The sequence below is a fragment of the Dyella sp. OK004 genome (genome assembly GCF_900114495.1).
Lineage (GTDB): Bacteria > Pseudomonadota > Gammaproteobacteria > Xanthomonadales > Rhodanobacteraceae > Dyella_D.
In genome coordinates this window covers 603,379-626,876 of sequence record NZ_FOZI01000001.1, presented here as the reverse complement: position 1 = coordinate 626,876, position 23,498 = coordinate 603,379, and the positions used below count along the sequence as shown (strand labels likewise).

At 62.6% G+C, this 23,498-nt stretch carries 22 protein-coding genes; 19 read left to right on the top strand and 3 right to left on the bottom strand.

The features are described from left to right. Positions 1-7 precede the first annotated feature (7 nt). The 7 genes from BM338_RS02695 (at position 8) to BM338_RS02665 (ending at position 5,268) form a co-directional block, all read left to right on the top strand. Entirely contained in the window at positions 8-868 is an 861-nt protein-coding gene (locus BM338_RS02695) for a YicC/YloC family endoribonuclease (RefSeq protein WP_090449219.1), read from the top strand. Then, positions 865-1,506 carry a guanylate kinase gene (gene gmk, locus BM338_RS02690; protein WP_090449218.1) on the top strand — a complete coding sequence of 214 codons (642 nt, stop codon included), beginning with the start codon at positions 865-867 and terminating at the stop codon, positions 1,504-1,506. The genes BM338_RS02695 and gmk overlap by 4 nt, the downstream gene beginning before the upstream one ends. Positions 1,507-1,720: 214 nt before the next feature. Beyond that, positions 1,721-2,554, top strand: coding sequence for an ABC transporter ATP-binding protein (locus BM338_RS02685; RefSeq protein ID WP_090449217.1), 834 nt, complete (start codon positions 1,721-1,723; stop codon positions 2,552-2,554). Next, positions 2,551-3,324, top strand: a complete 774-nt coding sequence (mlaE, locus tag BM338_RS02680) for a lipid asymmetry maintenance ABC transporter permease subunit MlaE (protein WP_090449216.1) — start codon at positions 2,551-2,553, stop codon at positions 3,322-3,324. The genes BM338_RS02685 and mlaE overlap by 4 nt, the downstream gene beginning before the upstream one ends. Positions 3,325-3,373: 49 nt before the next feature. Continuing rightward, a complete protein-coding gene (mlaD, locus tag BM338_RS02675; protein WP_090449215.1) occupies positions 3,374-4,246 on the top strand; it encodes an outer membrane lipid asymmetry maintenance protein MlaD in 873 nt (290 codons plus the stop codon). Between the two features lie 42 nt (positions 4,247-4,288). After that, entirely contained in the window at positions 4,289-4,960 is a 672-nt protein-coding gene (locus BM338_RS02670; protein ID WP_090450078.1) for an MlaC/ttg2D family ABC transporter substrate-binding protein, read from the top strand. Beyond that, positions 4,960-5,268 (top strand): STAS domain-containing protein, encoded by a 309-nt coding sequence (locus BM338_RS02665; RefSeq protein ID WP_090449214.1) that lies wholly within the window; start codon positions 4,960-4,962, stop codon positions 5,266-5,268. Before BM338_RS02670 ends, BM338_RS02665 begins: the two co-directional genes overlap by 1 nt. Before the next feature lie 52 nt (positions 5,269-5,320). Here BM338_RS02665 and BM338_RS02660 read toward each other — a convergent pair whose 3' ends face one another. Beyond that, positions 5,321-6,151: an MlaA family lipoprotein gene (locus BM338_RS02660; RefSeq protein WP_090450077.1), complete on the bottom strand. Its 831-nt coding sequence runs from the start codon at positions 6,149-6,151 to the stop codon at positions 5,321-5,323. Positions 6,152-6,344: 193 nt separating this feature from the next. On the opposite strand from BM338_RS02660, the gene rpoZ reads away from it, so the two are divergent. The 7 genes from rpoZ (at position 6,345) to BM338_RS02625 (ending at position 14,599) form a co-directional block, all read left to right on the top strand. Further along, the gene (gene rpoZ / locus BM338_RS02655) at positions 6,345-6,635 is read left to right on the top strand and encodes a DNA-directed RNA polymerase subunit omega (RefSeq protein WP_090449213.1); all 291 of its coding nucleotides are present in this window, start codon (positions 6,345-6,347) and stop codon (positions 6,633-6,635) included. 133 nt (positions 6,636-6,768) lie between these two features. Then, the gene (locus BM338_RS02650) at positions 6,769-8,937 is read left to right on the top strand and encodes a RelA/SpoT family protein (RefSeq protein ID WP_090449212.1); all 2,169 of its coding nucleotides are present in this window, start codon (positions 6,769-6,771) and stop codon (positions 8,935-8,937) included. 187 nt (positions 8,938-9,124) lie between these two features. Beyond that, positions 9,125-9,508, top strand: a complete 384-nt coding sequence (locus tag BM338_RS02645) for a RidA family protein (RefSeq protein ID WP_090449211.1) — start codon at positions 9,125-9,127, stop codon at positions 9,506-9,508. 81 nt (positions 9,509-9,589) lie between these two features. Then, positions 9,590-11,698, top strand: a complete 2,109-nt coding sequence (recG, locus tag BM338_RS02640; protein WP_090449210.1) for an ATP-dependent DNA helicase RecG — start codon at positions 9,590-9,592, stop codon at positions 11,696-11,698. A gap of 83 nt (positions 11,699-11,781) precedes the next feature. After that, positions 11,782-12,714 (top strand): nucleoside hydrolase, encoded by a 933-nt coding sequence (locus BM338_RS02635; protein WP_090449209.1) that lies wholly within the window; start codon positions 11,782-11,784, stop codon positions 12,712-12,714. Positions 12,715-12,808: 94 nt separating this feature from the next. Further along, on the top strand, positions 12,809-13,054 hold the full coding sequence (locus tag BM338_RS02630) for a type B 50S ribosomal protein L31 (protein ID WP_090449208.1): 246 nt from the start codon (positions 12,809-12,811) through the stop codon (positions 13,052-13,054). Between the two features lie 249 nt (positions 13,055-13,303). After that, positions 13,304-14,599, top strand: coding sequence for a citrate synthase (locus BM338_RS02625; RefSeq protein WP_090449207.1), 1,296 nt, complete (start codon positions 13,304-13,306; stop codon positions 14,597-14,599). 71 nt (positions 14,600-14,670) lie between these two features. Here the strand turns inward: BM338_RS02625 and BM338_RS02620 are convergent, their stop codons facing one another. After that, the gene (locus BM338_RS02620) at positions 14,671-15,345 is read right to left on the bottom strand and encodes a hypothetical protein (RefSeq protein WP_090449206.1); all 675 of its coding nucleotides are present in this window, start codon (positions 15,343-15,345) and stop codon (positions 14,671-14,673) included. A gap of 103 nt (positions 15,346-15,448) precedes the next feature. After that, positions 15,449-17,977: a penicillin-binding protein 1A gene (locus BM338_RS02615; protein ID WP_090449205.1), complete on the bottom strand. Its 2,529-nt coding sequence runs from the start codon at positions 17,975-17,977 to the stop codon at positions 15,449-15,451. 266 nt (positions 17,978-18,243) lie between these two features. On the opposite strand from BM338_RS02615, the gene BM338_RS02610 reads away from it, so the two are divergent. From BM338_RS02610 to BM338_RS02590, 5 genes are read left to right on the top strand one after another with little or no spacing between them, the layout of a single operon-like run. After that, complete coding sequence (locus BM338_RS02610) at positions 18,244-19,302, top strand: pilus assembly protein PilM (RefSeq protein ID WP_090449204.1); 1,059 nt, start codon at positions 18,244-18,246, stop codon at positions 19,300-19,302. Continuing rightward, positions 19,302-20,066, top strand: coding sequence for a PilN domain-containing protein (locus BM338_RS02605; RefSeq protein WP_090449203.1), 765 nt, complete (start codon positions 19,302-19,304; stop codon positions 20,064-20,066). Before BM338_RS02610 ends, BM338_RS02605 begins: the two co-directional genes overlap by 1 nt. Beyond that, positions 20,063-20,719, top strand: a complete 657-nt coding sequence (gene pilO / locus BM338_RS02600) for a type IV pilus inner membrane component PilO (protein WP_090449202.1) — start codon at positions 20,063-20,065, stop codon at positions 20,717-20,719. Before BM338_RS02605 ends, pilO begins: the two co-directional genes overlap by 4 nt. Next, positions 20,716-21,258 carry a pilus assembly protein PilP gene (locus BM338_RS02595; protein WP_090449201.1) on the top strand — a complete coding sequence of 181 codons (543 nt, stop codon included), beginning with the start codon at positions 20,716-20,718 and terminating at the stop codon, positions 21,256-21,258. Before pilO ends, BM338_RS02595 begins: the two co-directional genes overlap by 4 nt. A 56-nt stretch (positions 21,259-21,314) precedes the next feature. After that, positions 21,315-23,486 carry a type IV pilus secretin PilQ gene (locus BM338_RS02590; protein WP_090449200.1) on the top strand — a complete coding sequence of 724 codons (2,172 nt, stop codon included), beginning with the start codon at positions 21,315-21,317 and terminating at the stop codon, positions 23,484-23,486. Positions 23,487-23,498 lie beyond the last annotated feature (12 nt).

The window sequence follows — 23,498 nt, the reverse complement described above, 5'->3', positions numbered from 1 at the left end:
GGTTTCCATGATCAGCAGCATGACCGCCTACGCTTTCGCCGAGACCTCCGGTCCGGTCGGTACGCTCAGCTGCGAGCTGCGCACGGTAAACCACCGTTACCTGGAGCTCAGTCCGCGCCTGCCGGATGACCTGCGCAACTTCGAGTCGGCCTTGCGCGAGCGCATTGCAGCCCGGCTGTCGCGCGGAAAGGTGGACCTTACGGTGCGCCTGCGCAGCGAGGCCAAAGGTGACAGCCTGCAGATCAATCACGCGGTGCTTGGGCGGTTGTCCGAGCTGGCGATGGATCTGGAGTCGCGCTTTCCCAGCCTGCGCATCGAGTTCACCGAACTTTTGCGTTTCCCTGGCGTGATGCAGCAGGCCGAGGTCGATCAGGACACTCTGCAAGCCGCGCTGTTCGGTGTGCTCGACGACGCGCTTGCCGCACTCACCGCGACGCGCGAACGCGAAGGCGCCAAGCTGGGTGAACTGCTGAAGGAGCGCCTGGATGGCATCGAGCGCATCGTCGCCGACGTACGCACCTGGATGCCACAGATCCGCGAAGGCTTGCGTACCCGGCTGGAAACGCGCCTGGCCGACCTGAAACAGCCGGCCGACCCCGGTCGCCTGGAGCAGGAGCTGGTATTGCAGATCACCCGCGTCGACGTGGACGAGGAGCTGGATCGCCTCACCACGCATATTTCTGAAGCCCGCCGCGTGCTGGGCCTGAAAGAGCCGGTCGGCCGCCGCCTGGATTTCCTGATGCAGGAATTCAACCGCGAGGCGAACACGCTCGGCTCCAAGTCGATCGACGCGCGCAGCACCAATGCCGCGGTGGAGCTGAAGGTACTGATCGAGCAGATGCGCGAACAGGTGCAGAACATCGAATGAGTGCGCCTGCTTCCGACGTCGGCACGCTGGAAGGCACCCTGTTCGTGGTGGCCGCGCCTTCGGGTGCGGGCAAGTCCACCATGGTTAACGCGCTGCTCGAGCGCGAGCCGGCGATTTCGCTGTCTGTTTCGCATACCACGCGCCCGCCTCGTCCGGGTGAGCAGTACGGGCGGCACTATTACTTTGTCGAGCGCGTGGAGTTTGAACGCGAGATCGCCGAAGGTATTTTTCTCGAGCATGCCGAAGTGCATGGCAACCTCTATGGCACCTCGCGCACTACCGTGGCGGAGTTGCTGTGCCAAGGCAGGGATGTGCTGCTGGAGATCGATTGGCAGGGCGCGCGGCAGATCCGCAAGAGCAAGCCCGATTGCGTCAGCGTGTTCATCCTGCCGCCGTCGCGGGTGGAGCTGGAGCGGCGGCTGCGTGGCCGCGCCTCGGACAGCGCTGAAGTGATCGAGCGCCGCCTGCACAATTCGCGCGAAGAAATCGCCCACGCGCACGAGTTCGACTACATCATCGTCAACGATCGTTTCGAGGATGCGCTGGGAGACTTGCAGTCCATCGTGCGGGCGGTGCGTCAGCGCAGTGCCTTGCAATGGCGGCGGCACGAGACCCTGATCGCCGAACTCCTGGCCTGACGGCCTTGCCTTATAGGTAGGAGCCCACCCTGTGGGCGACTCATCCTGGCAACGGTACCTCGCAGGTTTGTCGCGCATGGGGTGCGCTCCTACCGAGATTTATGTCCGGATGTATGTGCGCATGAACCGGCGCCAAGCGGCAAAGCGGCGCCCCGCATAGCCTTCGGGGCCGTCTTCGGCTACTTTGATCGCCTTTCGACTGGCCATTCCGCCCATGACCGACTCCGTTCGTGCCAAGCCCGATGACAGCGCCATCGTGCGCGTCCGTGGCCTGACCACGGTGCTCAACGGCAAGACCATTTTCGATGCGCTGGATCTGGATATTCCGCGCGGCAAGGTCACCGCCATCATGGGCCCCAGCGGTACCGGCAAGACCACCCTGCTCAAGCACATCACCGGGCAGATGCGCGGCCAGGTCGGTGAGGTGGTGGTGGATGGGGAGAACGTGGCGACGCTGAGTCGCGAGCAGTTGTTCGAGCTGCGCGAGCGCATCGGCTACCTGTTCCAGAACTCGGCTTTGCTGACTGACTTCGATGTGTTCGAGAACGTGGCGTTTCCGCTGCGCCAGCACACCGAGCTGCCGGAAGTACTGATCCGCAACATCGTGTTGACCAAGCTGCAGGCGGTTGGCCTGCGCGGCGCCGCGAAGCTGATGCCGAGCGAGCTTTCTGGCGGTATGGCGCGGCGCGTGGCGCTGGCGCGTGCGATCGTGTTCGATCCCATGTTGATTCTGTACGACGAACCGTTTGTCGGTCTCGATCCGATTGCGTTGAACCAGGTCCTCAAGCTGATCCGCACGCTCAACCAGACCCTGGGTATCACCAGCGTGCTGGTAGCGCATGAGCTGGCGGCGGTGCAGCAGGTGGCGGATCACGTGTACCTGATCGCCAACGGCAAAGTGGTGGCGCATGGCGATCCCAAGACCATCGCCAGCGATGGTTCGCCGTGGACGCGGCAGTTCTTCGGTGGCGAGGCCGATGGCCCGGTGCCGTTCCAGTATCCGGCGGGCGATTACGCGGCCGCGCTTGGCTTCAAGGGGGGCGCATGAGCGCGCAGCCGGCACGCGACAATATTGTTATTCGATCGCTGAGCCAGATCGGCGACTGCGCGCTGTTCCTGTTGCAGATTCTGGCTGCCGTCCCGCGCAGCTTGAAGCACGTGCGCGAGACCGTGCGCCAGCTTTGGTTCGTCGGTGCGATGAGCCTGATCATCATCATGGTCTGCGGTCTGTTCGTAGGCATGGTGCTGGGGCTGCAGCTGTATGACGTGCTGTCGATCTTCGGCGGCACCTCGGCTACCGGCACCGTGGTGGCCATCGCGATCTACCGCGAATTGGGTCCGGTGGTGACGGCGCTGCTGTTTGCCGGTCGCGCGGGCACGTCGGTGACCGCGGAGATTGGCCTGATGCGTGCCACCGACCAGATCGCCGCGATGGAAATGATGGCAGTCGACCCGATGGCCTACGTCGTTGCGCCGCGCTTCCTCGCCGGTGTGATTGCCATGCCGCTGCTGTGCTGTGTGTTTTGCGCGCTGGGCATCTTTGGCGGTCATCTGGTTGGCGTGAGCTGGCTGGGTATCGACAACGGTACCTTCTGGTCGAACATGACCGCGACCGTGGATCTGGTGAAGGACGTGATCAATGGCGTGCTGTGGAAGAGTGTGGCGTTTGGCGTCGTGGTCTCGCTGATCGCCGTGTTCCAGGGTTACACCACGCCGCCGACCAGCGAGGGCGTGGCCTATGCCACTACCCGTACCGTCGTCGCTTCGTCGATCGCCATCCTGGCGCTCGATTTCGTGCTCACCGCGTTCCTGATGTGAGCCCCGATATGAAAACCGTATCCCATCACTTTTTACTGAGGATCGTGCCGTGAGCCAGAGACAATCCTATGCCGTCGGCACCGGCCTGTTCATCGTGCTCGGCTTTGCCGCGCTCGGCTATCTCGCCACCCAGACCACGTCGGTCGCCAACACCAGCCGCGGCCCGAGCTACACGGTGGAGGCGCACTTCGCCAACATCGGCCAGCTCAAGGAGCGTGCGCCGGTGAAGGTGGCAGGTGTGCGCATTGGTCAGGTGCAGTCGATCGTGCTTGATCCGGGCAAGGAGACGGCTGACGTCAAGCTGGCCATCGACAAGCGTTACGACAAGATTCCTGACGACTCCGTGGCGACGATCTTTACCAGTGGCCTGCTCGGTGATCAGTACGTGGGTATCCAGTACGGCAGTTCTGCAAAGACCATGGCCGATGGCGGCACGCTGGCGCTGACCCGTCCGGCGCAGCAGCTGGAAGAGATGCTCGGCAAGTTCTTCGGCGCTGGCGGCGCGGCGGACAATCTCTCCGGCAGCTATACGGTCAAGGCGCGCTTCACCAATGTTGGTGCGCTGTCCATCGGTGCGCCGGTGAAGATGGCTGGTGTGGCGATCGGCAGCGTGCAGTCGGTGAAGGCCGACCCGGTCAAGCTGGACGCCGAGGTGATGCTGGCGATCGACAAGAAATACAGCCAGATTCCCGACGATTCGGCGGCGGCGGTATTCACCAGCGGTTTGATCGGTACTCAGTATGTTGCGATCCAGCCCGGCGGCTCGCCGGACATGCTCAAGAACGGTGACGAGTTGGTGTTGACGCAGTCGGCCCTGCAGCTCGAAGACCTGATCGGCAAATTCCTGGTCAATGGCTCGCCCAGCGACAAGAAGCCTGCCGACAACTCCGGTTCGACCACTCCCCCGGCTGGCAAGCACTGAGCCAGCCCTTCCCCGAGACAGAATTTCCAGGAGTTACCCATGATGTTGCGTAGTCTGGCTCTTGCCACCGCCATCGCTTTCAGCGGTGTGGTCGCCGCACCGGTTTTTGCTCAGAACGCCGCGCAGACGCCGGCTGCGGGGCAATCCCCCGTGCAGGTGGCGCAAACCATCGTCGATCAGTTGGGCAATGCTATCGATGGCCATCAGGCCGAGCTGAAGAAGGATCAGGAGAAGCTGATCTCGGTGATCGATGATGTGTTCCTGCCGCACTTCGACATTGATTACGCGTCGATCCTGGTGCTTGGCCAGCACGCCCGCGACGCCTCGCCGCAGCAGCGCGAGCGTTTTGCCAAGGCCTTCTACAATTCCATCACCCATCGCTATGCAGAGGGTCTGGTCAACTACACGCGCGGTCGCGTAAAGGTGCTGCCGTTCAGTGGCGACCTCAACGACAAGCGCACCGTGGTGCGCACCCAGGTAGTACTGGACGACGGCAAGACCGTGGCCGTGGATTATGCCTTCCGCAAGAGCCGCAGCGGCGACTGGAAGGCTTACGACGTGATCATCGAAGGCATTTCCTACGTCACCAATTATCGCAACCAGGTCGACGCCGAGATCCGCAAGGTGGGCCTCGACAAGCTGATCACGAACCTGGAGACCCAGGGCTCGAAGGCGCTGGAAACCTTGGAAAAGGACGGCAAGGCCGCGCAGTGATGACGACCGCCGCCAGCGCCTCGTTTCAGTTGAATGCCGCGGCACCGGATACCTTGAGCGTATCCGGTGCGCTGACGTTCGTCACGGCGGCGAATGCGCTGTCGGCCATCACCTCCGCCGTGGCGGGCAACGGTCATACGCAGCTCGATCTCTCCGGTATCCGGCATAGCGACAGTGCGGGTCTGGCCTGCGTGCTGGCGGTGCTGTCCAAGGCGGCAGAGCAGGGGCGTCGGCTCCACGTGCGCAACGTGCCCGAGGGCATGCGCGTGCTGGCGCAGGTCTGCGAGGTGGATTCGCTGCTGGCGTAGAACGTGTGGTGCGGAAAGGAAAAAAGGGGCCTTGCGGCCCCTTTTTCGTATCTCAGTTCTTGGTCGGTTGCGGCTGCCCGGACTGACTCTTTTCCCATTTGTGCTGCTCGTCCAGCAGTTCCTCGGGATCGAAGTTCTTGTCCTTCAGGCCCTGCATCTGCTCGATCACATCAGTGGGCGGGTTGCCGTCGTAGATCTGATAGATGCGCTGCTGGCGATAGGCGTCACGCAGGAATGCGTACGGATCGTAGGCCGACTGCAGGAAGCTCTCCGCGTCGATGGCACGTGCGCGTAACGTGACCAGGTACAGCATCGATGGCAGGTAGTACTGACCGGCCTTGAAGCTGTGGTTGCGCGAGTAGTAGCTCAGTGGATCGAAGAAATAGCTGTCCACCGGGAGGCGCCATACATCGCGCACCGTGGTCGGGCCGATGAGGGGCAGCATCAGGAAATCGCCCTCAGGTACGCCCCAGCGGGCGAGGGTGATACCGAAATCGTTGTCTTCCAGCGGCAGGCCGAGCTGGCTGGCAGGGTCAAAGAAGCCGCCGACGCCCAGGGTCAGGTTGACCAGGAAGCGTCCGGTGCTGCGCGCGGCCTGCATCGGGCGCGCCTGCAGCAGATCGTTCGCCACCGTGATCGGCATGCGGATATTGGTGAAGAAGTCGCTCACCGCACGACGTACCGGTGGATTGGTGACCTTGCGGTAGCCCACGGCCACTGGACGGATCACGGCCTTGTCGACTGAGTCGTTGAAGGCGTAGACCTTGCGGTTGAACTGCTCGTGCGGATCGTCTGTGCGCGGTTTGGCGATACTGCAGCCGGCCAGAAGCGCCACGGCCAGCAACGGCAGGCAGCGCAGGGAAAGTCGAATGAGGGGCTGCATCGGCATCAAGGGGATCCGCTGGGGTCCAAAAAGTGTACTTCCTAGTACTTGAATTGTGTACCGCCCGGCAGTCTGGCCGGCTGGCGCTGCAGGCCTGCTGAACTGCGCATCATACGGGGATGCTGCATTGCCAGCAAAGCGCCCGATGGCTACACTGGTGACCTATAAGTCGTTTATTCCCTAAGGATTTCACATGGCACGCATTACTGTCGAAGACTGCCTCGAGGTGGTCGACAACCGATTCGAACTGGTGCTGATGGCGACCAAGCGCGCCCGCCAGCTCTCCAAGGGTGCCGAGCCGGCAGTCAATCCCGACCATGACAAGCCCACCGTGCTCGCCTTGCGCGAGATTGCGGATCGCCGCATCGACCAGGCCACCATCGACGAGATCGACAAGGCCGAGCGCGAGCGCGCCGAGCGCGAAGCGCTGGAATGGGCCGCGGCCGAGGTCGATGACGACCTTTCCAAGGGCGGCGACGACTGATGGATGGCGCCGGCTGTAAACGATGCTCCACGCGCACCGGCTCAGCCGGTGCCATGCGATGGTGCGTCGAAGCCGGCCCCCTGCTTTCCCTGCCGCATCGTGAGGAGGCTGCCTGAGCGGCGGCCGACCTACCATGCCGGCGGCCACGCATCCCGAGATTGTGGATACGTCGGCCCTGCCACCGTATGTGTTGGCTCTGAAAGAGCGCGTGGCCTACCTGCCCGAGTCGCAGGTGGTGCGCGTGACCCGCGCCTATGAGGTTGGCGCGCAGGCCCATGAGGGCCAGGCGCGCAAAAGCGGTGAACCCTATATCACCCATCCGGTCGCCGTGGCCGGCATCCTCGCCGAACTGGGCCTGGATGCCGAGACCATTATCGCGGCGATCCTGCACGACACGCTGGAAGATACCGAGCTGAGCCGTAGCGAGCTTGCCAGCGAGTTCGGCGAGACCGTGGCCGAGCTGGTCGACGGTGTCACCAAGCTGGACAAAATGCGCTTCAGCAGCCGCCAGGAGGCGGATGCGGAAAGCTTCCGCAAGATGTTGCTGGCGATGGCGCGCGATCTGCGCGTGATTCTGATCAAGCTGGCCGACCGCCTGCACAACATGCGCACGCTGGGTGCGAAAGATGCGCCATCGCGTCGCCGTATCGCGAGCGAGACGCTGGAGATCTACGCGCCCATTGCGCAGCGCCTGGGCATGAACAAGTTCAAGGCGGAGCTGCAGGACCTGGGCTTCCGTGCGCTGCACCCCGATCGCTATCGTGTGATCAGCGAGCGCATCCGCGCGGCGCTGGGCAATCGTCGCGAGGCCATGGGCAAGATCGAAGCGGCACTGTCCACGCGCCTCACCGCGGAACACATCGGTTCCAGGGTGATCGGCCGCATCAAGTCGCCGTGGAGTATCTATTCCAAGATGCGCAACGAGCACAAGAGCTTCGCGCAGCTGATGGATGTGTACGGCTTCCGCGTGGTGGTGGACAACGCGATGAGCTGTTACATGGCGTTGGGCGCAGTGCACTCGCTGTACAAGCCAGTGGATCGCCGTTTCAAGGACTTCATCGCCATTCCCAAGGCCAACGGCTACCAGTCGCTGCACACCGTGCTGCTCGGGCCGTTTGGTGCGCCGATCGAAGTGCAGATCCGCACGGCGGAGATGGATTCGGTGGCCGAGCGCGGCGTGGCTGCGCACTGGGCCTACAAGACCGACAGTGGTCCGGCCAACAGTGCGCAGGCGCGGGCACGCGAATGGCTGTCATCGCTGGCCGATAGCCAGGCGAATACGGCGTCGTCGTCGGAATTCATCGAGAACGTCAAGATCGATCTGTTCCCGGACGAGGTCTATCTGTTCACGCCGCGCGGCGACATTCTTTCGCTACCGCGCAATGCGACCGCGCTCGATTTCGCCTATGCCGTGCACACCGACGTGGGTGACCACGCGGTGGCCGCACGCGTGGACAAGAAGCTGCTGCCGCTGCGCACACGACTGGAGTCAGGGCAGCTGGTGGAAATCATCACTGCGCCGTCCGCCTTGCCGAATCCCGCATGGCTGGAATCGGTGGTTACCGGCAAGGCGCGCACCGCGATTCGCCAGTATCTGAAACATCTACAGCACGAAGATGCCGTGGATTTCGGCCATCGTATGCTTGATCGCGCACTCGACGCGCAGGGCAGCAGCCTCGATGCGATTCCTGCTGCGGTGCTGGACCGTTTCCTTGAAGCGTCCAAGCTCAAGCGCCTGGAAGAGCTGCTTTCCGACATCGCTCTCGGCAATCGCATGCCGGACGTGGTTGCTGGCCAGTTGCTGGCAGCGCGGGGCAAGCAGAAGGGCGGAGCATCGGTGCCGTCGCCGCATGTGACGGAAAAGATCCGCATCACCGGCGCTGAGCGTGGTGTGCTGAGCTTTGGCAATTGCTGCCATCCGCTGCCGGGCGACGAGATCATCGGCTATCTGTCGTCGGGCAAGGGCATCGTGGTGCACCGGGTCGAATGCCCGAATGTGGTGGAGCTGCGCAAGTCCCCGGAACGCTGCGTGGCGATCGAATGGGATCGCGACGTGCAGGGCGACTATCGCGCCGAATTGCGCATCGAGGTCATCAATCGTCCAGGTGTGCTGGCGACGGTAGCTGCCGCGATCGCCGCCGCCAACTCGAACATCGAGAATGTGGAGTACGTCGAGCGCGATGCTGCGGCGGCGACTTTGCTGTTCGCGCTGGAAGTGAAGAACCGCAAGCACTTGGCCGATGTGATCCGGCGCGTACGACGCACCGGCGTGGTCAGCGGCGCCTATCGCTACCCTCTGTAGGAACGCACCCCGTGCGCGAAAGGGCGCGATGAGCGTCCTACCAGCACGATTCTTCGCCTCCCGCTGTGCACCCCGGTGTCCGCGTTCGTAGTAGCCGGCGTCAATGGAGTCGAGTGCCGCGCTCCACAGGCTTTTCGCCCACAGGGTGGGCTCCTACACTTGGCGTTTTCTGCCTGAGGTTTGTGCCATGTCTCGCAGCATCATCTCTACCGATAAAGCTCCTGCCGCCATCGGCCCATATTCCCAGGCAGTGCGCGCCGGCAGCACGGTGTACTTCTCCGGCCAGATCCCGTTGGATCCGGCTACCGGCAGTCTGGTCGGGGGTGATATTGCCGCGCAGACCCGCCGGGTGTTCGATAACTTGAAGGCTGTGGCCGAGGCGGCGGGTGGTTCGCTGTCGAAGATCGTGCGCGTAGGAATCTATGTCACTGACCTGGCGAACTTCGCCACCGTGAACACGGTGATGGCCGACTATTTTCAGGCGCCGTATCCCGCACGCTCCACCATCGAAGTCTCGGGTCTGCCAAAAGACGCCGAGGTGGAAGTGGATGCGGTGATGGTGCTGGACTGATCCAGCTATCAGGCCGGCGCTGACGCGAATTGCCGCGGTGCCGGCTACGCGAGCGCCATGTGCTCGGGTAGGCTTGCGGCAATGTCTGTTTCATCTGACAAGCTTCTTATCGCTGACGCAGCCGGCTTGAGGCCGGTCGCTTCGCTGCCGGGTATCGGGCCGGCCCTGGCCGATGCGCTGCGGCGCCTGGGACTCGAGCGTGTGCAGGATCTGTGGTTCCACCTGCCGTTGCGCTATGAGGATCGCACGCGTATCAGCACCATCGCCGAGCTGCGCGCGGGCGATCAGGTACAGGTGCTGGGTGTGGTGGAGGCGGTCGAACGTGGTTTTCGCTATCGGCCGCAATTGAAAGTCGCCGTCAGTGACGACTCGCGACAAACGCTGCTGCTGCGTTTCTTCCATTTTCATCGTGCCCAGGTCGATCAGCTGCAGCCTGGGCGCCGCTTGCTGATTTATGGCGAAGTGCGCCTGGGGTCGCAGGGGTTGGAAATGGTGCATCCCCAATACCAGCGCTTGGCTGACGATGCGGAGCCAGTGGTCGAGGATCGCCTCACGCCGGTGTATCCCACCACCGAAGGCTTGGGTCAGAAACGCATCGCCGGTGTGATTACCAAGGCATTGGCGCTACTTCCGCCTGACGAGCAGCTGGAGCTGATACCTCCGGAGCTGGCCGCGGAGCATGGCCTCACTTCCTTGCGCGATGCCTTGCTCTACGTCCATCGGCCACCGGCGGATGCGCCTGTGGAGCAGCTGACGCTCGGCCGCCATTCGGCGCAGCAGCGCCTCGCTTTCGAGGAATTGCTTACCCAGCACCTCAGCCTCAAGCGGATGCGCGCAGCGGTGCGCCGCCGGCATTCGCCGGTATTGGGTGGCGATGGTGTGCTGCGCAAACGTTTGCTGGTTGATTTGCCGTTCTCTCTGACCGGCGCGCAGCAGCGCGTGTCTGATGACGTCGCCGCCGATATCGCGAAGCCTCGCCCGATGCTGCGTCTGGTGCAGGGAGATGTGGGCAGCGGCAAGACCGTGGTTGCCGCACTGGCGGCGCTGGCCGCGGCGGAGACGGGTTATCAGGTGGCACTGATGGCGCCCACTGAATTGCTGGCTGAGCAGCATCTGCGGAACTTCCGTCATTGGTTGCAGCCGCTGGGTATCGAAGTGGAGTGGCTCGCTGGAAAGGTCACGGGGAAGGCGCGACAGCAAGCTCTCTCGCGCGTTGCGTCGGGTGCGCCGGTTGTGGTGGGCACGCATGCTCTGATGCAGGAGGGTGTGGCTTTTGCGCGGCTCGGGCTGGTTATCGTTGATGAGCAACATCGATTTGGCGTGCAGCAACGCCTTGCCTTGCGCGACAAGGGGCTGGAGGGCGATCAGGTGCCGCATCAGCTGGTGCTCACCGCTACGCCGATCCCACGCACTCTGGCCATGAGTGCGTATGCGGATCTGGACGTCTCTTCCATCGACGAACTGCCACCTGGAAGAACACCGGTACAGACCATCGCGATTTCCAATGCGCGCCGTATCGAAGTGATCGAGCGTATTCATGCAGCTTGCAGCGAGGGGCGGCAGGTGTACTGGGTCTGCACCTTGATCGAGGAGTCCGAGCAGTTGCGTGCGCAGGCCGCCGAGGTGGCGCATGCCGAGCTATCCGCGACACTGTCTGACTGCAAGGTGGGGCTGATTCATGGCCGCATGAAGCCCAAGGAAAAGCAGGCGGTGATGGATGCCTTCAAGGCGGGCGAACTGGCCGTGCTGGTGGCAACTACGGTGATCGAGGTCGGCGTGGACGTGCCCAATGCCAGCCTGATGGTAATCGAGAATAGTGAGCGGCTAGGTCTGGCCCAGCTCCACCAGTTGCGCGGGCGAGTGGGGCGTGGCGCGGTCGCCTCCAACTGCGTATTGCTCTATCAGCCACCGTTAGGTCAGCTTGCGCGTGAGCGCTTGCAAGTGATGCGGGACACGAATGACGGCTTCCGCATTGCCGAAAAGGACCTGGAGCTGCGTGGCCCAGGTGAAGTGCTGGGTACCCGTCAAACCGGTCAGCTCAGTTTCCGCATTGCCGACCTGTCCCGCGATGCGCATTTGCTGCCGGCTGTGCAGCAAGTGGGTGCGAAGATGCTGAGCCACCATGCAAAGCGCGCCGAGCAATTGATCGAGCGCTGGGTGGGTGGCGCTGCTCGCTATGCACACGCGTGAAACAGGTTGCGAAACTACGTGGCCCGCTTCTGTTCCCCGTCTCCTGATCCCAATAAGCTAGAGGGCTCACCCAAGGAGCCTTCATGACCAAGCCACAACTCCTCATCGACACCGATCCGGGCGTAGACGACGCTCTGGCCATTTTGATGGCACACGCGCATGCCGATATCGCCGGCCTTAGCATTGCCGCCGGCAACGTGGGGCTTGAGCACACCGTGCGCAATGCGCGTACGTTGATGGATCTGGTGGGTGCGACAGCGCCGGTGTTCGGTGGTTGCCCGACGCCGCTGGTGCGCGCGCCGGAGGAGGATGCTGCATTCGTGCACGGCATGGACGGTTTCGGCGATGTCGGCTTCCCTGAGCCTAAGGTCACCGCGTCGGACGAGCAGGCTGCCCTGGCGTTGTTACGCCTGACCCACGAGCGTCCCGGTGAGCTGACCCTGGTTGCACTGGCACCCCTGACGAATGTGGCGCTGGCCCTGCGGCTAGATCCCAGCTTGCCGCAACGGGTGAAGCGCCTGGTCGTGATGGGCGGTGCAGTGACGGGTCACGGCAATACCGGCAATATCCCGGCGGAATTCAATATCGGCTTCGATCCCGAGGCGGCGCATGTCGTGTTCGAGGCCTTCCCGCATTTCGATCTGGTCGACTGGGAAGCGACGCTCCGTCACGCCTTCGATGAAACCGAGTTCGACGGCTGGCTCGCGGCGGGTGACCATCGCGCGGCGTTCTTCGGCCAGGTATTTCGCACGGCCCGCTCGTTCAATGCTAGGAGCAAGCGGCGCGGCATCATCGCTGCGGACGCGTTGGCCATGGCGGTGGCGATCGATCCTTCCATCGTCACCCGCAGCGAAGAGCGGCACGCCGCGGTGGAGCTAGATGGTCGCCTGACCCGAGGTGCCACGGTGGTGGACTGGGCGGGACGTCTGGGGCATCGGGCCAACACCCGGATCGTGCTGGAGGTGGACCAGGCGCGGTTCGCAGCCATGGTGAGACGGGCGCTGGGCGCTGCCTGAGTCCGATGGCATCGACAAGTCCCTGACCGACTTGCCAATGCCGGCCAGTCGTCGTTACAATGCCGCTCTTTTCACCCACCGCTTTGAGTCCGTCATGAAGCCCGATACCCATCCGAATTACCGCCCGGTGGTGTTCCAGGACCTGTCGTCCGAGTTCGCGTTCCTTACGCGTTCGACGATTGCCAGCAAGGAAACCGTCAAGTGGGAAGACGGCAACGAGTACCCGCTGATCAAGGTGGATATCTCGAGCCATTCGCACCCGTTCTACACCGGCAAGCAGAAGACGCTGGACGTGGGCGGCCGCGTCGACAAGTTCCGTCGTCGCTACGCGCAGAAGTAATTCGCGCTAGACGCGTTCGCCGGGCCTGACGGTCCGGCGTTCTGTCATACGGACATGGGGCGAGCGAGAGCTCGCCCCATGTTTTTTCGTGTCCGCCATCCGACCATGCGCTAGGGGATGTCCGCCGGATCGATGTGCGATAATGGTCGGTGTTGCATCGCCGCCATCCCCCGGCGCGGTGTCTCTACATTCCCTCGCCGGCAGGCGCCGCCAGGTGCCCCGGTGGTGACATTCGTGAAGGAGGTTTCCGTGTCCGATACCAAAATCGTCAAGCTGGTGGATGAGTCGAGCAACCGCAGCAGTGAGCTGCCCCTGCTGAGCGGTACGCTCGGTCCGGCCTGCATCGACATCGGCACGTTGTACAAGGACACCGGCCACTTCACCTACGACCCGGGCTACGGCAGTACCGCCAGCACCAAGAGCGCCATTACCTACATCGACGGCGACGAGGGTGTGCTGCTGTATCGTGGTTACCCGATCGAGCAGCTGGCTGAGAAGTCGAGCTTCCTTGAAGTGGCTTACTTGCTGCTCAACGGCGAGCTGCCGAACAAGGCGCAGTTCGACAACTTCGAGCACCAGATCACGCATCACACGATGATGCACGAGTCGCAGAAGGACTTCTTCAAGGGCTTCCATCACGACGCCCACCCGATGGCCATGCTGGCTGCTTCGGTGGCGTCGTTGTCGGCGTTCTATCACGACGATCTGGACGTGGATAACGCCGAGGACCGCAAGCTCGCTGCTGTGCGCCTGATCGCCAAGATGCCGACCATCGCTGCGGCCTGCTACCGCTACTCGATCGGCTGGCCGATGCGCTATCCGCGCAACAACCTCGAGTATGTCGATCGCTTCCTGCACATGATGTTCGAAGTGCCGAGTGAGCCGTTGGAGATGAGTCCAGTCGCCGCCAAGGCACTGGATCTGTTGTTCATCCTGCACGCCGACCACGAGCAGAATGCATCGACCTCGACGGTGCGTCTGGTTGGCTCCACCGGTGCCAATCCGTACGCCTCGATCGCCGCCGGCATTACCGCGCTGTGGGGCCCGGCACACGGCGGCGCCAACGAGGCGGTGCTGAAGATGCTTGAGGAGATCGGCACGCCGGACAAGGTGGAAACCGCGGTCAAGCGCGCCAAGGATAAGAACGACAACTTCCGCTTAATGGGCTTTGGCCACCGCGTGTACAAGAACTTCGACCCGCGCGCGAAGATCATCCGCGAGATGTGCCACAAGGTGCTCGCCGAGCTGGGCGTCAATGACCCGCTGCTCGACGTCGCCATGAAGCTGGAAGAGGCTGCGCTAAAGGACGATTACTTCGTCGAGCGCAAGCTGTATCCGAACGTCGACTTCTACTCCGGCATCATCTACAAGGCGCTGGGTATCCCGACTGAGATGTTCACCGTGATGTTCGCTATCGCCCGTACCGCCGGCTGGATCGCGCACTGGATCGAACAGCACGAAACCCCCGGCGCGCGCATCGGCCGTCCGCGCCAGATCTACACCGGTGCTGACGTGCGCGACTATATGCCGGCTAGCAAGCGCTAAGCCGCACGCACCGATGCAAAAAAAGCCCGGCTCTCGCCGGGCTTTTTTTTGTTGGGTTTCGAGTATGCCGGTCAGCGCAGTGCGGCGGCCAGTTTGCGTTCGAAATCGTCGCCCTCCTCGCCCTCGGCGAGCAAGGTCTCCACGGTTGCCAGTGATGCGCGTCGCATGGGTTTCTCATCCACTCGATCCAGTGGCGGCTGGCGCAGCGCATCGAGTGGCAGCACGGTAATGTCGAATGGTAGCTGGTCAGCAGCGAACAGCAGCACCGGATATTCGGCTTGCTCGTCGCGACTGGTGCGCAACCGGCGGGTTTGCGTTTCGACCGGCACGCCGTGCTCACGCAGGAACAGCGTGACGGCTTCTGGATCGTCGCTGAATACGTGCAGGCAGATCGCCGAATGGCTGTCCGCAGTGCCGTCGAGCACGGTACCGACCAGGCGTGGTTCGTATGCGTGCAGGAAACGCATGGCTTCAATCGCGGCTTCGCGCCGCTCCTGCAGCAGTTGGGGTTGGCTCTCCGCGTGGAATATGCGCTGGTGCTCGCGCAGCGCATCCTCGATTTCGTTGTTGCGGGGCAGGGCTTGCGCGTCGAGGATGCCAAGCCGCTCGGCGGCCTTGAGTTTGGCGTGGTGGAAGTCACGGATCCCGTGTTCGCTCATCAATCGCGCCGCTTCCTGGGCGATACGCAAGCGATTGCGCTGAACGCGGTCCTGTGCGTGGATGCGATGGTGTTCGCCTCGCGCCATGGTCGTAGTCCCTCCTCGGTCAATATTGCGGACGTCTGTATGGGAGGTGCGGCCGCTGTGCGGCCTTGCGTCGAGCCGGCAGGGTCACTGCCGGCTGTCGCCGTCAAAAGATGTCGTAGGCGTGTTGCTGGTCAGGGTCCTCCTGCTGCTGGCTGGCCTGCTGGCGCAGGCGGTCCACGTCTTCTACTTTGAACATCTCGGGCATGCTGTTGGGGTCGCCGGCAGCGGAAGGTAGGCCGCTGGCCCGGTTGATCTGCACCGTACTGATACCAGGCGGCATCGACAAGGTGGCCGAGGGCCGATCCTTGAGCGCAGCGCCCATATAGCCCATCCAGATCGGCAGGGCAGCCTTGGCGCCAAACTCGCCGCGACCCAGCGAGCTGAAATCGTCGAAGCCGACCCACACCGCGGTGGACAGGTCGCCGTTGAAGCCGACAAACCATGCGTCGCGATGCTCGTTGGTGGAGCCGGTCTTGCCGGCCAGGTCGTCGCGGCCAAGGGCCATGGCGGCCGAGCCGGTGCCGCGCTTGATCACGTCCTGCATCAGCGAGGTGACCAGATAGTCGTTGCGTACGTCGATCACCTGCGGCGCGAGTACCGGCGGGTGAGCGCCGTTGCCGTGGGCGTCGGCCGGTAGCACGGCGCCGCCAATGTCGCTGCTGGTCGCGGTGGCTGGTGCGCCAGCCGAGCTGGCGCTAGCCACGGAGTTGGCGGGCGCCGTGCTGGTGGTGGGCGGCGGACCCGGCGGGCGCGTATCGAGCAGGCGCTCCTGGCAGGTGCGGCAAGCGCGCGCCGGGTTGGCTTGGTACACCGGCTTGCCATCGCGGTCGTCGATCTCGCTGATGAAATAGGGCGTGACCAGATAGCCGCCATTGGCGAATACCGAGTAACCACGCGCCATGCTCATCGGCGACACCGATGCCGTGCCGAGCGCCATCGACAGATTGCCGGGCAGCGCATCAAGCGAGAAGCCGAAGCGGGTGATGTAGTCGCGGGCGAAGCGCACGCCGATGGCGTCGAGCAGGCGCACCGAAACCAGGTTCTTCGACTTCACCAGCGCTTCGCGCAGGCGGATGGGGCCGTCGAACTTGTCGTCGTCGTTTGACGGCGTCCATAGCCCATCGGGACGCGACGGATCGGGCAGCGCCAGCGGCGCATCGTTGATGATGGAAGCCGGGGTAAAGCCACGTTCGAACGCGGCCGAGTAGATGTAGGGCTTGAAGCTGGAGCCCGGCTGGCGCGCGGCCATCACGGCGCGGTTGAACTTGCTGCGCAGGAAGTTGAAACCGCCGACCAGTGCCTGTAGCGAACCGTCCTCCGGATTGACCGAGGCCAACGCGCCCTGCACCTTCGGGATCTGGGTCAGTTCCCACTCGCCCTTCTCGTTGCGCGACAGGCGAATGATGTCGCCGCGCTTGAGCACGGCGCCGACGCTCTTTGGCGCCGCTCCGATACGGGTCTCACTGATATAAGGGCGCGCCCATTCCATGGTGCTGAAGCCGAGTTTGGTCTGTTCGCGGCTAGACAAATACACGGTGGCTTCGTTGCCGGACACCGCTGTAACGATGCCCGGATGCATACCGGCGATATCGGTATAGCTCGACAGCACACGGTCGTAGTCCTCATTACCGGCATTGTCGGCCAGTTCCTGATGATCCTCTGGGCCGCGCCAGCCATGGCGTCGGTCATAATCGATCAGGCCAGCGCGCAACGCATCCACAGCAGCCTGCTGTCGCATGCTCTGCACCGTGGTCTTGATCACGTAGCCTTCGGTCAGGGCATCGTTGCCCAGGCGGTCCAGTGCCTGCAGACGCACCATTTCGGCCAGATAGGGTGCGTCCACCTCGATCGGCGGCTCATGCGGATAGGCATGGTTGGGTTCGGCAATGGCCTGCTCGTACTCGGCCTTGCTGATGTAACGGTTCTGCAGCATCTGGCCCAGCACCCAGTTGCGGCGCGTAATGGCGCGCTTGGGGTTGTTAAGTGGGTTGACTACCGACGGCAGCTGGAAGGTGGAGGCGATCAACGCGCACTCGGCCACGCTCAGCTGATCCAGTGTCTTGCCGTAGTAATACGAGGCTGCCGCCGCCACGCCGTAGGAGCGATGGCCCAGGAACATCTTGTTGAGATAGAGCTCGAGGATCTGATCCTTGCTCAGCTGGTTCTCCATACGCAGGGCGATGAAGATCTCGGTCAGCTTGCGCGAATACAACTTCTCGGGGCTAAGGAAGAAGTTTCTCGCAACCTGTTGGGTAATGGTCGAGCCGCCGGGCCCTTTATCGCCACCCGAAACAATCACATGCCAGCCGGCGCGCGCGATGCCGTGCCAGTCCACGCCAGGGTGGCTATAGAAGTCCGCATCTTCGGCGGAGAGTACGGCGTGCTTGAGCCGTTCCGGCACGTCGGCGATCCCCACCGGGATTCGCCGGGTTTCGCCGAAACTTGCGATCAGCTTTCCATCCGCGGTGAGTACGCGCAGCGGAACCTGCATGTGGTAGTCCTTCAGCGCGGCGACCGAAGGCATGCGAGGGGAAACCAGCCAATAAGCCACACCGACCGCGGCAACGGCCAGCAGTAATCCGGTAAAGGCAAGGATCAGTACCCAGCGCAGCAGACGCTTGAGAATTTGCATGGTGTGGATATTGCGAGACCTGAGTCAAAACACGACAGAGTATAGATGTAGCAGTATCTGCAGAACGGGTGCTGACCGGCACATTAGAAGAGCGGCGAGCAAGAATCAGGCCATCGGGGGCGATGCCCCTAAGTGTGCAAGCCGTCACGCCAATCAGTCGAGAAAGTTGTTGTAGGCCGTTGCCATTACGTTAATTTTTGGATTTAATGCCGACGCGTACTCACCACACATACGGTGCAGGCGCCCAGGGGCAAGGGGGAAAACCAGTGGGGCTCTTTACACCGAAGAAGCCGCCGCTTGTTGGCGTCGACATTAGTTCGACGGCCGTCAAGCTGCTGCAGCTCAGTCAGGCCGGTGGCCGCTATCGCGTGGAACACTACGCGGTGGAGCCATTGCCCCCTAATGCCGTGGTCGAGAAAAACATCGTCGAGGTTGAGGCGGTGGGCGAGGCGATTCGGCGCGCACTCGCGCGATCCGGTTCCAAGCTCAAGCATGCGGCGGCCGCCGTGGCCGGCTCGGCGGTGATCACGCGCATCATCCCGATGTCGAGCGATCTCTCCGACGATGACCTCGAAGGCCAGATCCAGGTCGAGGCTAATCAGTACATCCCGTATCCGATCGAAGAAGTGAGCCTTGATTTCGAGGTCCTCGGTCCGGTGCGCGACAACCCTGAAATGAATAACGTGCTGCTCGCTGCCTCGCGCACTGAGAACGTCGACATGCGCGTTGCTGCGCTGGATCTGGGTGGGCTTTCCGCCAAGGTTGTCGATGTCGAAGCGTTCGCAATGGAAAACGCCTTCGCGATGGTGGCCGATCAGCTCAACGTCGGTCGTGATGCGCTGGTAGCGGTGGTCGATATCGGCGCCACCATGACGACGCTGTCGGTGCTGCGCAATCAGCGCACCATCTATTCGCGCGAACAGGTTTTCGGCGGCAAGCAGCTCACCGACGAAATCATGCGTCGCTATGGCCTTTCCTATGAGGAAGCCGGCCGCGCCAAGCGTAAGGGCGGTCTGCCCGAGTCGTACGAAAGCGAGGCGCTGGAGCCGTTCAAGGAGTCGCTGATCCAGCAGATCAGCCGACTGCTGCAGTTCTTCTTTGCCGGCAGCGAATACAGCAAGGTCGACCAGGTCGTGCTGGCCGGCGGCTGCGCTTCCATCGAGGGCATCGGCCCAATGCTTGAAGAACAGCTTGGCGTGCCCTGTGTGGTGGCCAACCCGCTGGCGCGCATGTCGCTGTCGCCGCGCGTGCAGGCGCAGCAGCTGGCCCAGGATGCGCCCGCGTTGATGATCGCGGTCGGCCTCGCCATGAGGAGCTTCGACTGATGGCACGCATCAACCTACTTCCCTGGCGCAACGAACGCCGCAAGCAGCGCGAGCGCGAGTTCTTCATGCAGCTCGGCGCGGCGTTCGCCGCGGCCATCCTGTTTGTATTGCTGTGGATGTTCTGGATGGATCAGCGCATCGACAACCAGAACGAGCGCAATACCTATCTGCAAGGCGAGATCAAACAGCTCGACGACCGCATCGCCAAGATCAAGGATCTGGAAAAAGTGCGTGAGCGCCTGCTGGCACGCAAACAGATCATCGAACAGCTGCAGGCCAACCGTTCGCAGATGGTCCATCTGTTCGACGAACTGGTGAAGACCATTCCCGCCAGCGCGCGCCTCAGCGGTCTCAAGCAGAGTGGCGAATCGATGACGCTGGACGGCGTAGCCCAATCCAATGCCAGCGTCGCCGAGTACATGCGCAATATCGAGTCGTCGCCATGGATGGGTCATGCCGATCTGCGCAAGACCGAAAATACCCACGGCGATTCGCGCATGCCGTACTCCTTCGGCCTGGATGTCGCGCTCAGCCGGCCCAAGGCTGACGAGAACGCAGACGCCGATCACACCCCGATCCTGCCCGCAGGCAGCAGTACAGCGGCTGCCCCCGCAGCGCCTGCCGCAGCGGGTACGGTCGCTGCACGTCAGGCTCTGACGGCGGCAGCACAAGCTGTCACCGCGACGCCGGCCAAACCTGCGCCGGCTGCTCAGGAAGCGCCGAAGCCGGCGAGCACGGCAGGTAACGGAGGAGCCAAGCCATGAAGTTCCTCAATGACCTGCGCAGTCTCGATCGCAATAACGTCGGTGGCTGGCCGAAATCGATCAAGTTGTTCTTCACCGCGCTGCTCTTTGGTCTCGTCGTACTTGCAGGCTGGTACTTCGTTGTAAGCGATCAGCAGGATTCGCTGACGCAGCTGGTCGGCAAAGAAGAGCAGCTCAAGCAGGAATTCGCGACGAAACAGGCCAAGGCGGTCAATCTCGAGGCCTTGCAGCAGCAGCTCGACGAAATGCAGGACATGCTGCGCCAGTTGCTGCGCCAGCTGCCCAGCAAGACCGAAATGCCAGAGCTGTTGGTGGATATCTCGCAGACCGCGTTGTCGGCTGGCCTCGAGACCGAGCTGTTCCAGCCGGGCGCCGAAGTGCCGAAGGATTTCTACGCGGAGAAGCCGATCCAGCTGCGCATGGTGGGCACCTATCACCAGTTCGGCACCTTCATCAGCGGTGTGGCTTCGTTGCCGCGCGTAGTCATCCTGACCCTGCACGACGTCTCGCTGACGCCCAAGGACAAAAATGGTCAGCTGGTGCTGCAAGGCACAGTGAAGACCTATCGCTATCTGGAAGACGACGAGAGCGCTGAAGCCAAGGCTGCCAACGCCAAATCGCCGTCGGCTGCCAAGAACGGGGGGCGGAAATGAGCAAGTCGATAGCCCTCAGACCTTTGCAGGTGGCGCGCGTCGCGCTGATGCTCGGTGCCGTCCTGGTGCTCGGTGGTTGCACACGCGGCATGTCCGATGTGCGCGACTGGGTTGCCCAAGAGAAGCAGAAGAAAGGCGCACCGATCCCGCCGTTGCCGGTGATAAAAACCTTCGAAACCTTCTTGTACAACGATCAGGGTAGGCGTGATCCGTTCAGCCCGAGCACGGCCGAACTGGACAATGGCGGTGCCAATGCCGGTCCGCGTCCCGACCAGGACCGCACCAAGGAGCCGCTGGAGGTGTTCGCGCTGGACAGCCTCAAGATGGTCGGCACCGTGGGTACCGGAGGGGGTACCGAGGTACTGATCAAGGATCCGGGTGGCGTGATCCATCGCGTCCATCGGGGCGAATACATGGGCCAGAACTACGGTCACGTCACCGCCATCAGCGAAGACCACATTGAGTTGGTCGAGCTGGTTTCCAACGGAAACGGCGGCTGGATGGAACGCTCAGCCAGCATCGCGCTTGGCGAGAAATAAGAATCACAGGGGCTGATGCAATGACCAACCTTATCCAACCTGTTCGGGGCCGTGTCATGCGCCAAGCGAGTCGTCGAGTGGTCACCGGATTGCTGATTGCCAGCGCCGCGTGGTCCGGCATCGTGGCCGCCGCTACCAATACGCTGAAGGACATCAGCTACGACACGCTGCCTGGTGGGCGTATCGAGCTGCATCTGAACTTCAATGGGCCCGCGCCGGAACCAAAGATCTTCACCACCGGCAATCCACCGCGCATCGCGATCGATTTCGCCGACACCGATAACTCGGCTGCCCGTCATCTCGACATCGGCAAGGGTTCAACCTCGGGCGTGTCCGCTGTTGCCGCCGGCGGGCGCACCCGTGTGATCGTGGAGCTGATGCGCGACGCCACTTACCGCACCCGCGCCGACGGCAACAGCCTTGTGTTCACCGTTAACAACGGCACCGAGGCACAGACCGTCACCACGGCATCCACCATCGATCCGTCGAAGGCGCTGCCATCGTCGGCAAGCGGTCCTGCGGTGTCGAATATCGACTTCCGTCGCGGTCCGAACGGCGAAGGCCGTGTGCTGATCAACTTCAGCGCTGCTGGCGCCAACGCTGACATGAAGCGCGAAGGCGACAAGGTGGTGGTCAATCTCGATCACGTGAACCTGCCGCAGAATCTGGCGCAGCGCCTCGATGTGCTTGACTTCGCTACGCCGGTGCAGTCCATCGTGACCAAGGCCGGCCCGCGCGGCGGCGCCCATATGGAAATCGCCACCAAAGGCAGCATCGAAACGTCCGCTTACCAGACTGCCGACCAGTATGTGGTCGAAGTCGCGCCGAAGAAGAAGGATCCCAACGTGGGTCCCAACGGCAAGCCGCTGCGCGGACAAGATCCGGTTTATAACGGCAATCGCGTCACCTTCAATTTCCAGGACATCCCGGTCCGTTCGGTGCTGCAGCTGATCGCCGACATGTCCGGTCAGAACCTGGTGGCCTCCGATACCGTGGGCGGTGCTATCACCCTGCGCCTTATCAATGTGCCGTGGGATCAGGCGCTGGACGTGGTGCTGCGCGCTAAGGGTCTGGACAAGCGCCGCAACGGCAACGTGATCTGGATCGCGCCGCAGGAAGAGCTGGCGAAGTACGAACAGAACGTGGCCGACGCGCGTATCAAGGCTGAAGACAGCGCGGAACTGGTCACTGATTACGTGCCGATCAGCTATGGCAAGGCGCAGGACATCGCCAAATTGCTGACCCAGGGCAGCATGGCAAGTGGTGGTGGCGGCGCTGGCGGTGGCACTCATGGCTTCCTGTCTGCGCGTGGCAGCGTCTCGTTCGACGAGCGCACCAACACCTTATTGATCAATGACAACCCGCAGAAAATCCGCGAATTGCGCGATTTGATCGCGGTGCTGGACAAGCCCGTGCAGCAGGTGCTGATCGAGTCGCGCATTGTGGTCGCCACCGACAGCTTTACTCGTGAATTGGGTGCCAAGTTTGGCCTGCAGGGTCGCGCCAACAACACACAGTTTCAGAACGCAGCCGCCGCTACTCCTAACCTGCAAGCGGGTCTTGGTGGCGGCAATGTCACCTCGATAGGCGGCACGGCCAACGGCAATGGTACGGCCAGCGGTATGAACGTGAATCTCCCCACCACTACGAAGGGTGGAAGTTTTGGCTTGGCCATTCTCGGTGCGAATTACGCGATCGATCTCGAACTGTCTGCAGCGCAAACCGAAGGTCGTGGTGAGGTGGTGTCCAGTCCGCGTGTGATTACAGCGAATCAGCAGGAAGCCGTGATTCGCCAGGGCCAGCAAATCGGCTATGTGACCTATCAGAACGGCGGTGCAACCGGCGGTGCTGCGCCAACCGCCTCGGTGCAGTTCAAGGACGCCGTGCTGGAACTGAAGGTAACGCCAACGATCACGGCTGATAACCGCGTCTATCTCGCGATCAACGTAAAGAAGGATGCCCTGGCCCAGTTCGTCGACACGCCGAATGGCAAGGTGCCGCAGATCGATACGCGTGAGATCAATACCTCGGTGCTGGTGGACAACGGCCAGACCGTAGTGCTCGGCGGCATCTATGAAATCACCAAGGCCAATTCCACCACCAAGGTTCCGGGTTTGGGTGACATCCCTGGAGTGGGAATACTCTTCCGCAAGACATCTCGCCAGAACGACAAGGCGGAGCTGCTGATCTTCGTGACACCGCGCATTTTGAGTGAAAGCCTGCGCTGATCGTCATGCAGG

Coding starts and splice junctions, on each gene's coding strand:
- pilO (WP_090449202.1), top strand. CDS start 20,063: ATGAAGTTCCTCAATGACCTGCGCAGTCTCGATCGCAATAACGTCGGT.
- BM338_RS02650 (WP_090449212.1), top strand. CDS start 6,769: ATGCCGGCGGCCACGCATCCCGAGATTGTGGATACGTCGGCCCTGCCA.
- BM338_RS02670 (WP_090450078.1), top strand. CDS start 4,289: ATGTTGCGTAGTCTGGCTCTTGCCACCGCCATCGCTTTCAGCGGTGTG.
- gmk (WP_090449218.1), top strand. CDS start 865: ATGAGTGCGCCTGCTTCCGACGTCGGCACGCTGGAAGGCACCCTGTTC.
- BM338_RS02605 (WP_090449203.1), top strand. CDS start 19,302: ATGGCACGCATCAACCTACTTCCCTGGCGCAACGAACGCCGCAAGCAG.
- mlaE (WP_090449216.1), top strand. CDS start 2,551: ATGAGCGCGCAGCCGGCACGCGACAATATTGTTATTCGATCGCTGAGC.
- recG (WP_090449210.1), top strand. CDS start 9,590: ATGTCTGTTTCATCTGACAAGCTTCTTATCGCTGACGCAGCCGGCTTG.
- BM338_RS02620 (WP_090449206.1), bottom strand. CDS start 15,345: ATGGCGCGAGGCGAACACCATCGCATCCACGCACAGGACCGCGTTCAG.
- BM338_RS02665 (WP_090449214.1), top strand. CDS start 4,960: ATGACGACCGCCGCCAGCGCCTCGTTTCAGTTGAATGCCGCGGCACCG.
- BM338_RS02590 (WP_090449200.1), top strand. CDS start 21,315: ATGCGCCAAGCGAGTCGTCGAGTGGTCACCGGATTGCTGATTGCCAGC.
- BM338_RS02685 (WP_090449217.1), top strand. CDS start 1,721: ATGACCGACTCCGTTCGTGCCAAGCCCGATGACAGCGCCATCGTGCGC.
- BM338_RS02660 (WP_090450077.1), bottom strand. CDS start 6,151: ATGCAGCCCCTCATTCGACTTTCCCTGCGCTGCCTGCCGTTGCTGGCC.
- BM338_RS02630 (WP_090449208.1), top strand. CDS start 12,809: ATGAAGCCCGATACCCATCCGAATTACCGCCCGGTGGTGTTCCAGGAC.
- BM338_RS02595 (WP_090449201.1), top strand. CDS start 20,716: ATGAGCAAGTCGATAGCCCTCAGACCTTTGCAGGTGGCGCGCGTCGCG.
- BM338_RS02645 (WP_090449211.1), top strand. CDS start 9,125: ATGTCTCGCAGCATCATCTCTACCGATAAAGCTCCTGCCGCCATCGGC.
- rpoZ (WP_090449213.1), top strand. CDS start 6,345: ATGGCACGCATTACTGTCGAAGACTGCCTCGAGGTGGTCGACAACCGA.
- BM338_RS02695 (WP_090449219.1), top strand. CDS start 8: ATGATCAGCAGCATGACCGCCTACGCTTTCGCCGAGACCTCCGGTCCG.
- BM338_RS02635 (WP_090449209.1), top strand. CDS start 11,782: ATGACCAAGCCACAACTCCTCATCGACACCGATCCGGGCGTAGACGAC.
- BM338_RS02615 (WP_090449205.1), bottom strand. CDS start 17,977: ATGCAAATTCTCAAGCGTCTGCTGCGCTGGGTACTGATCCTTGCCTTT.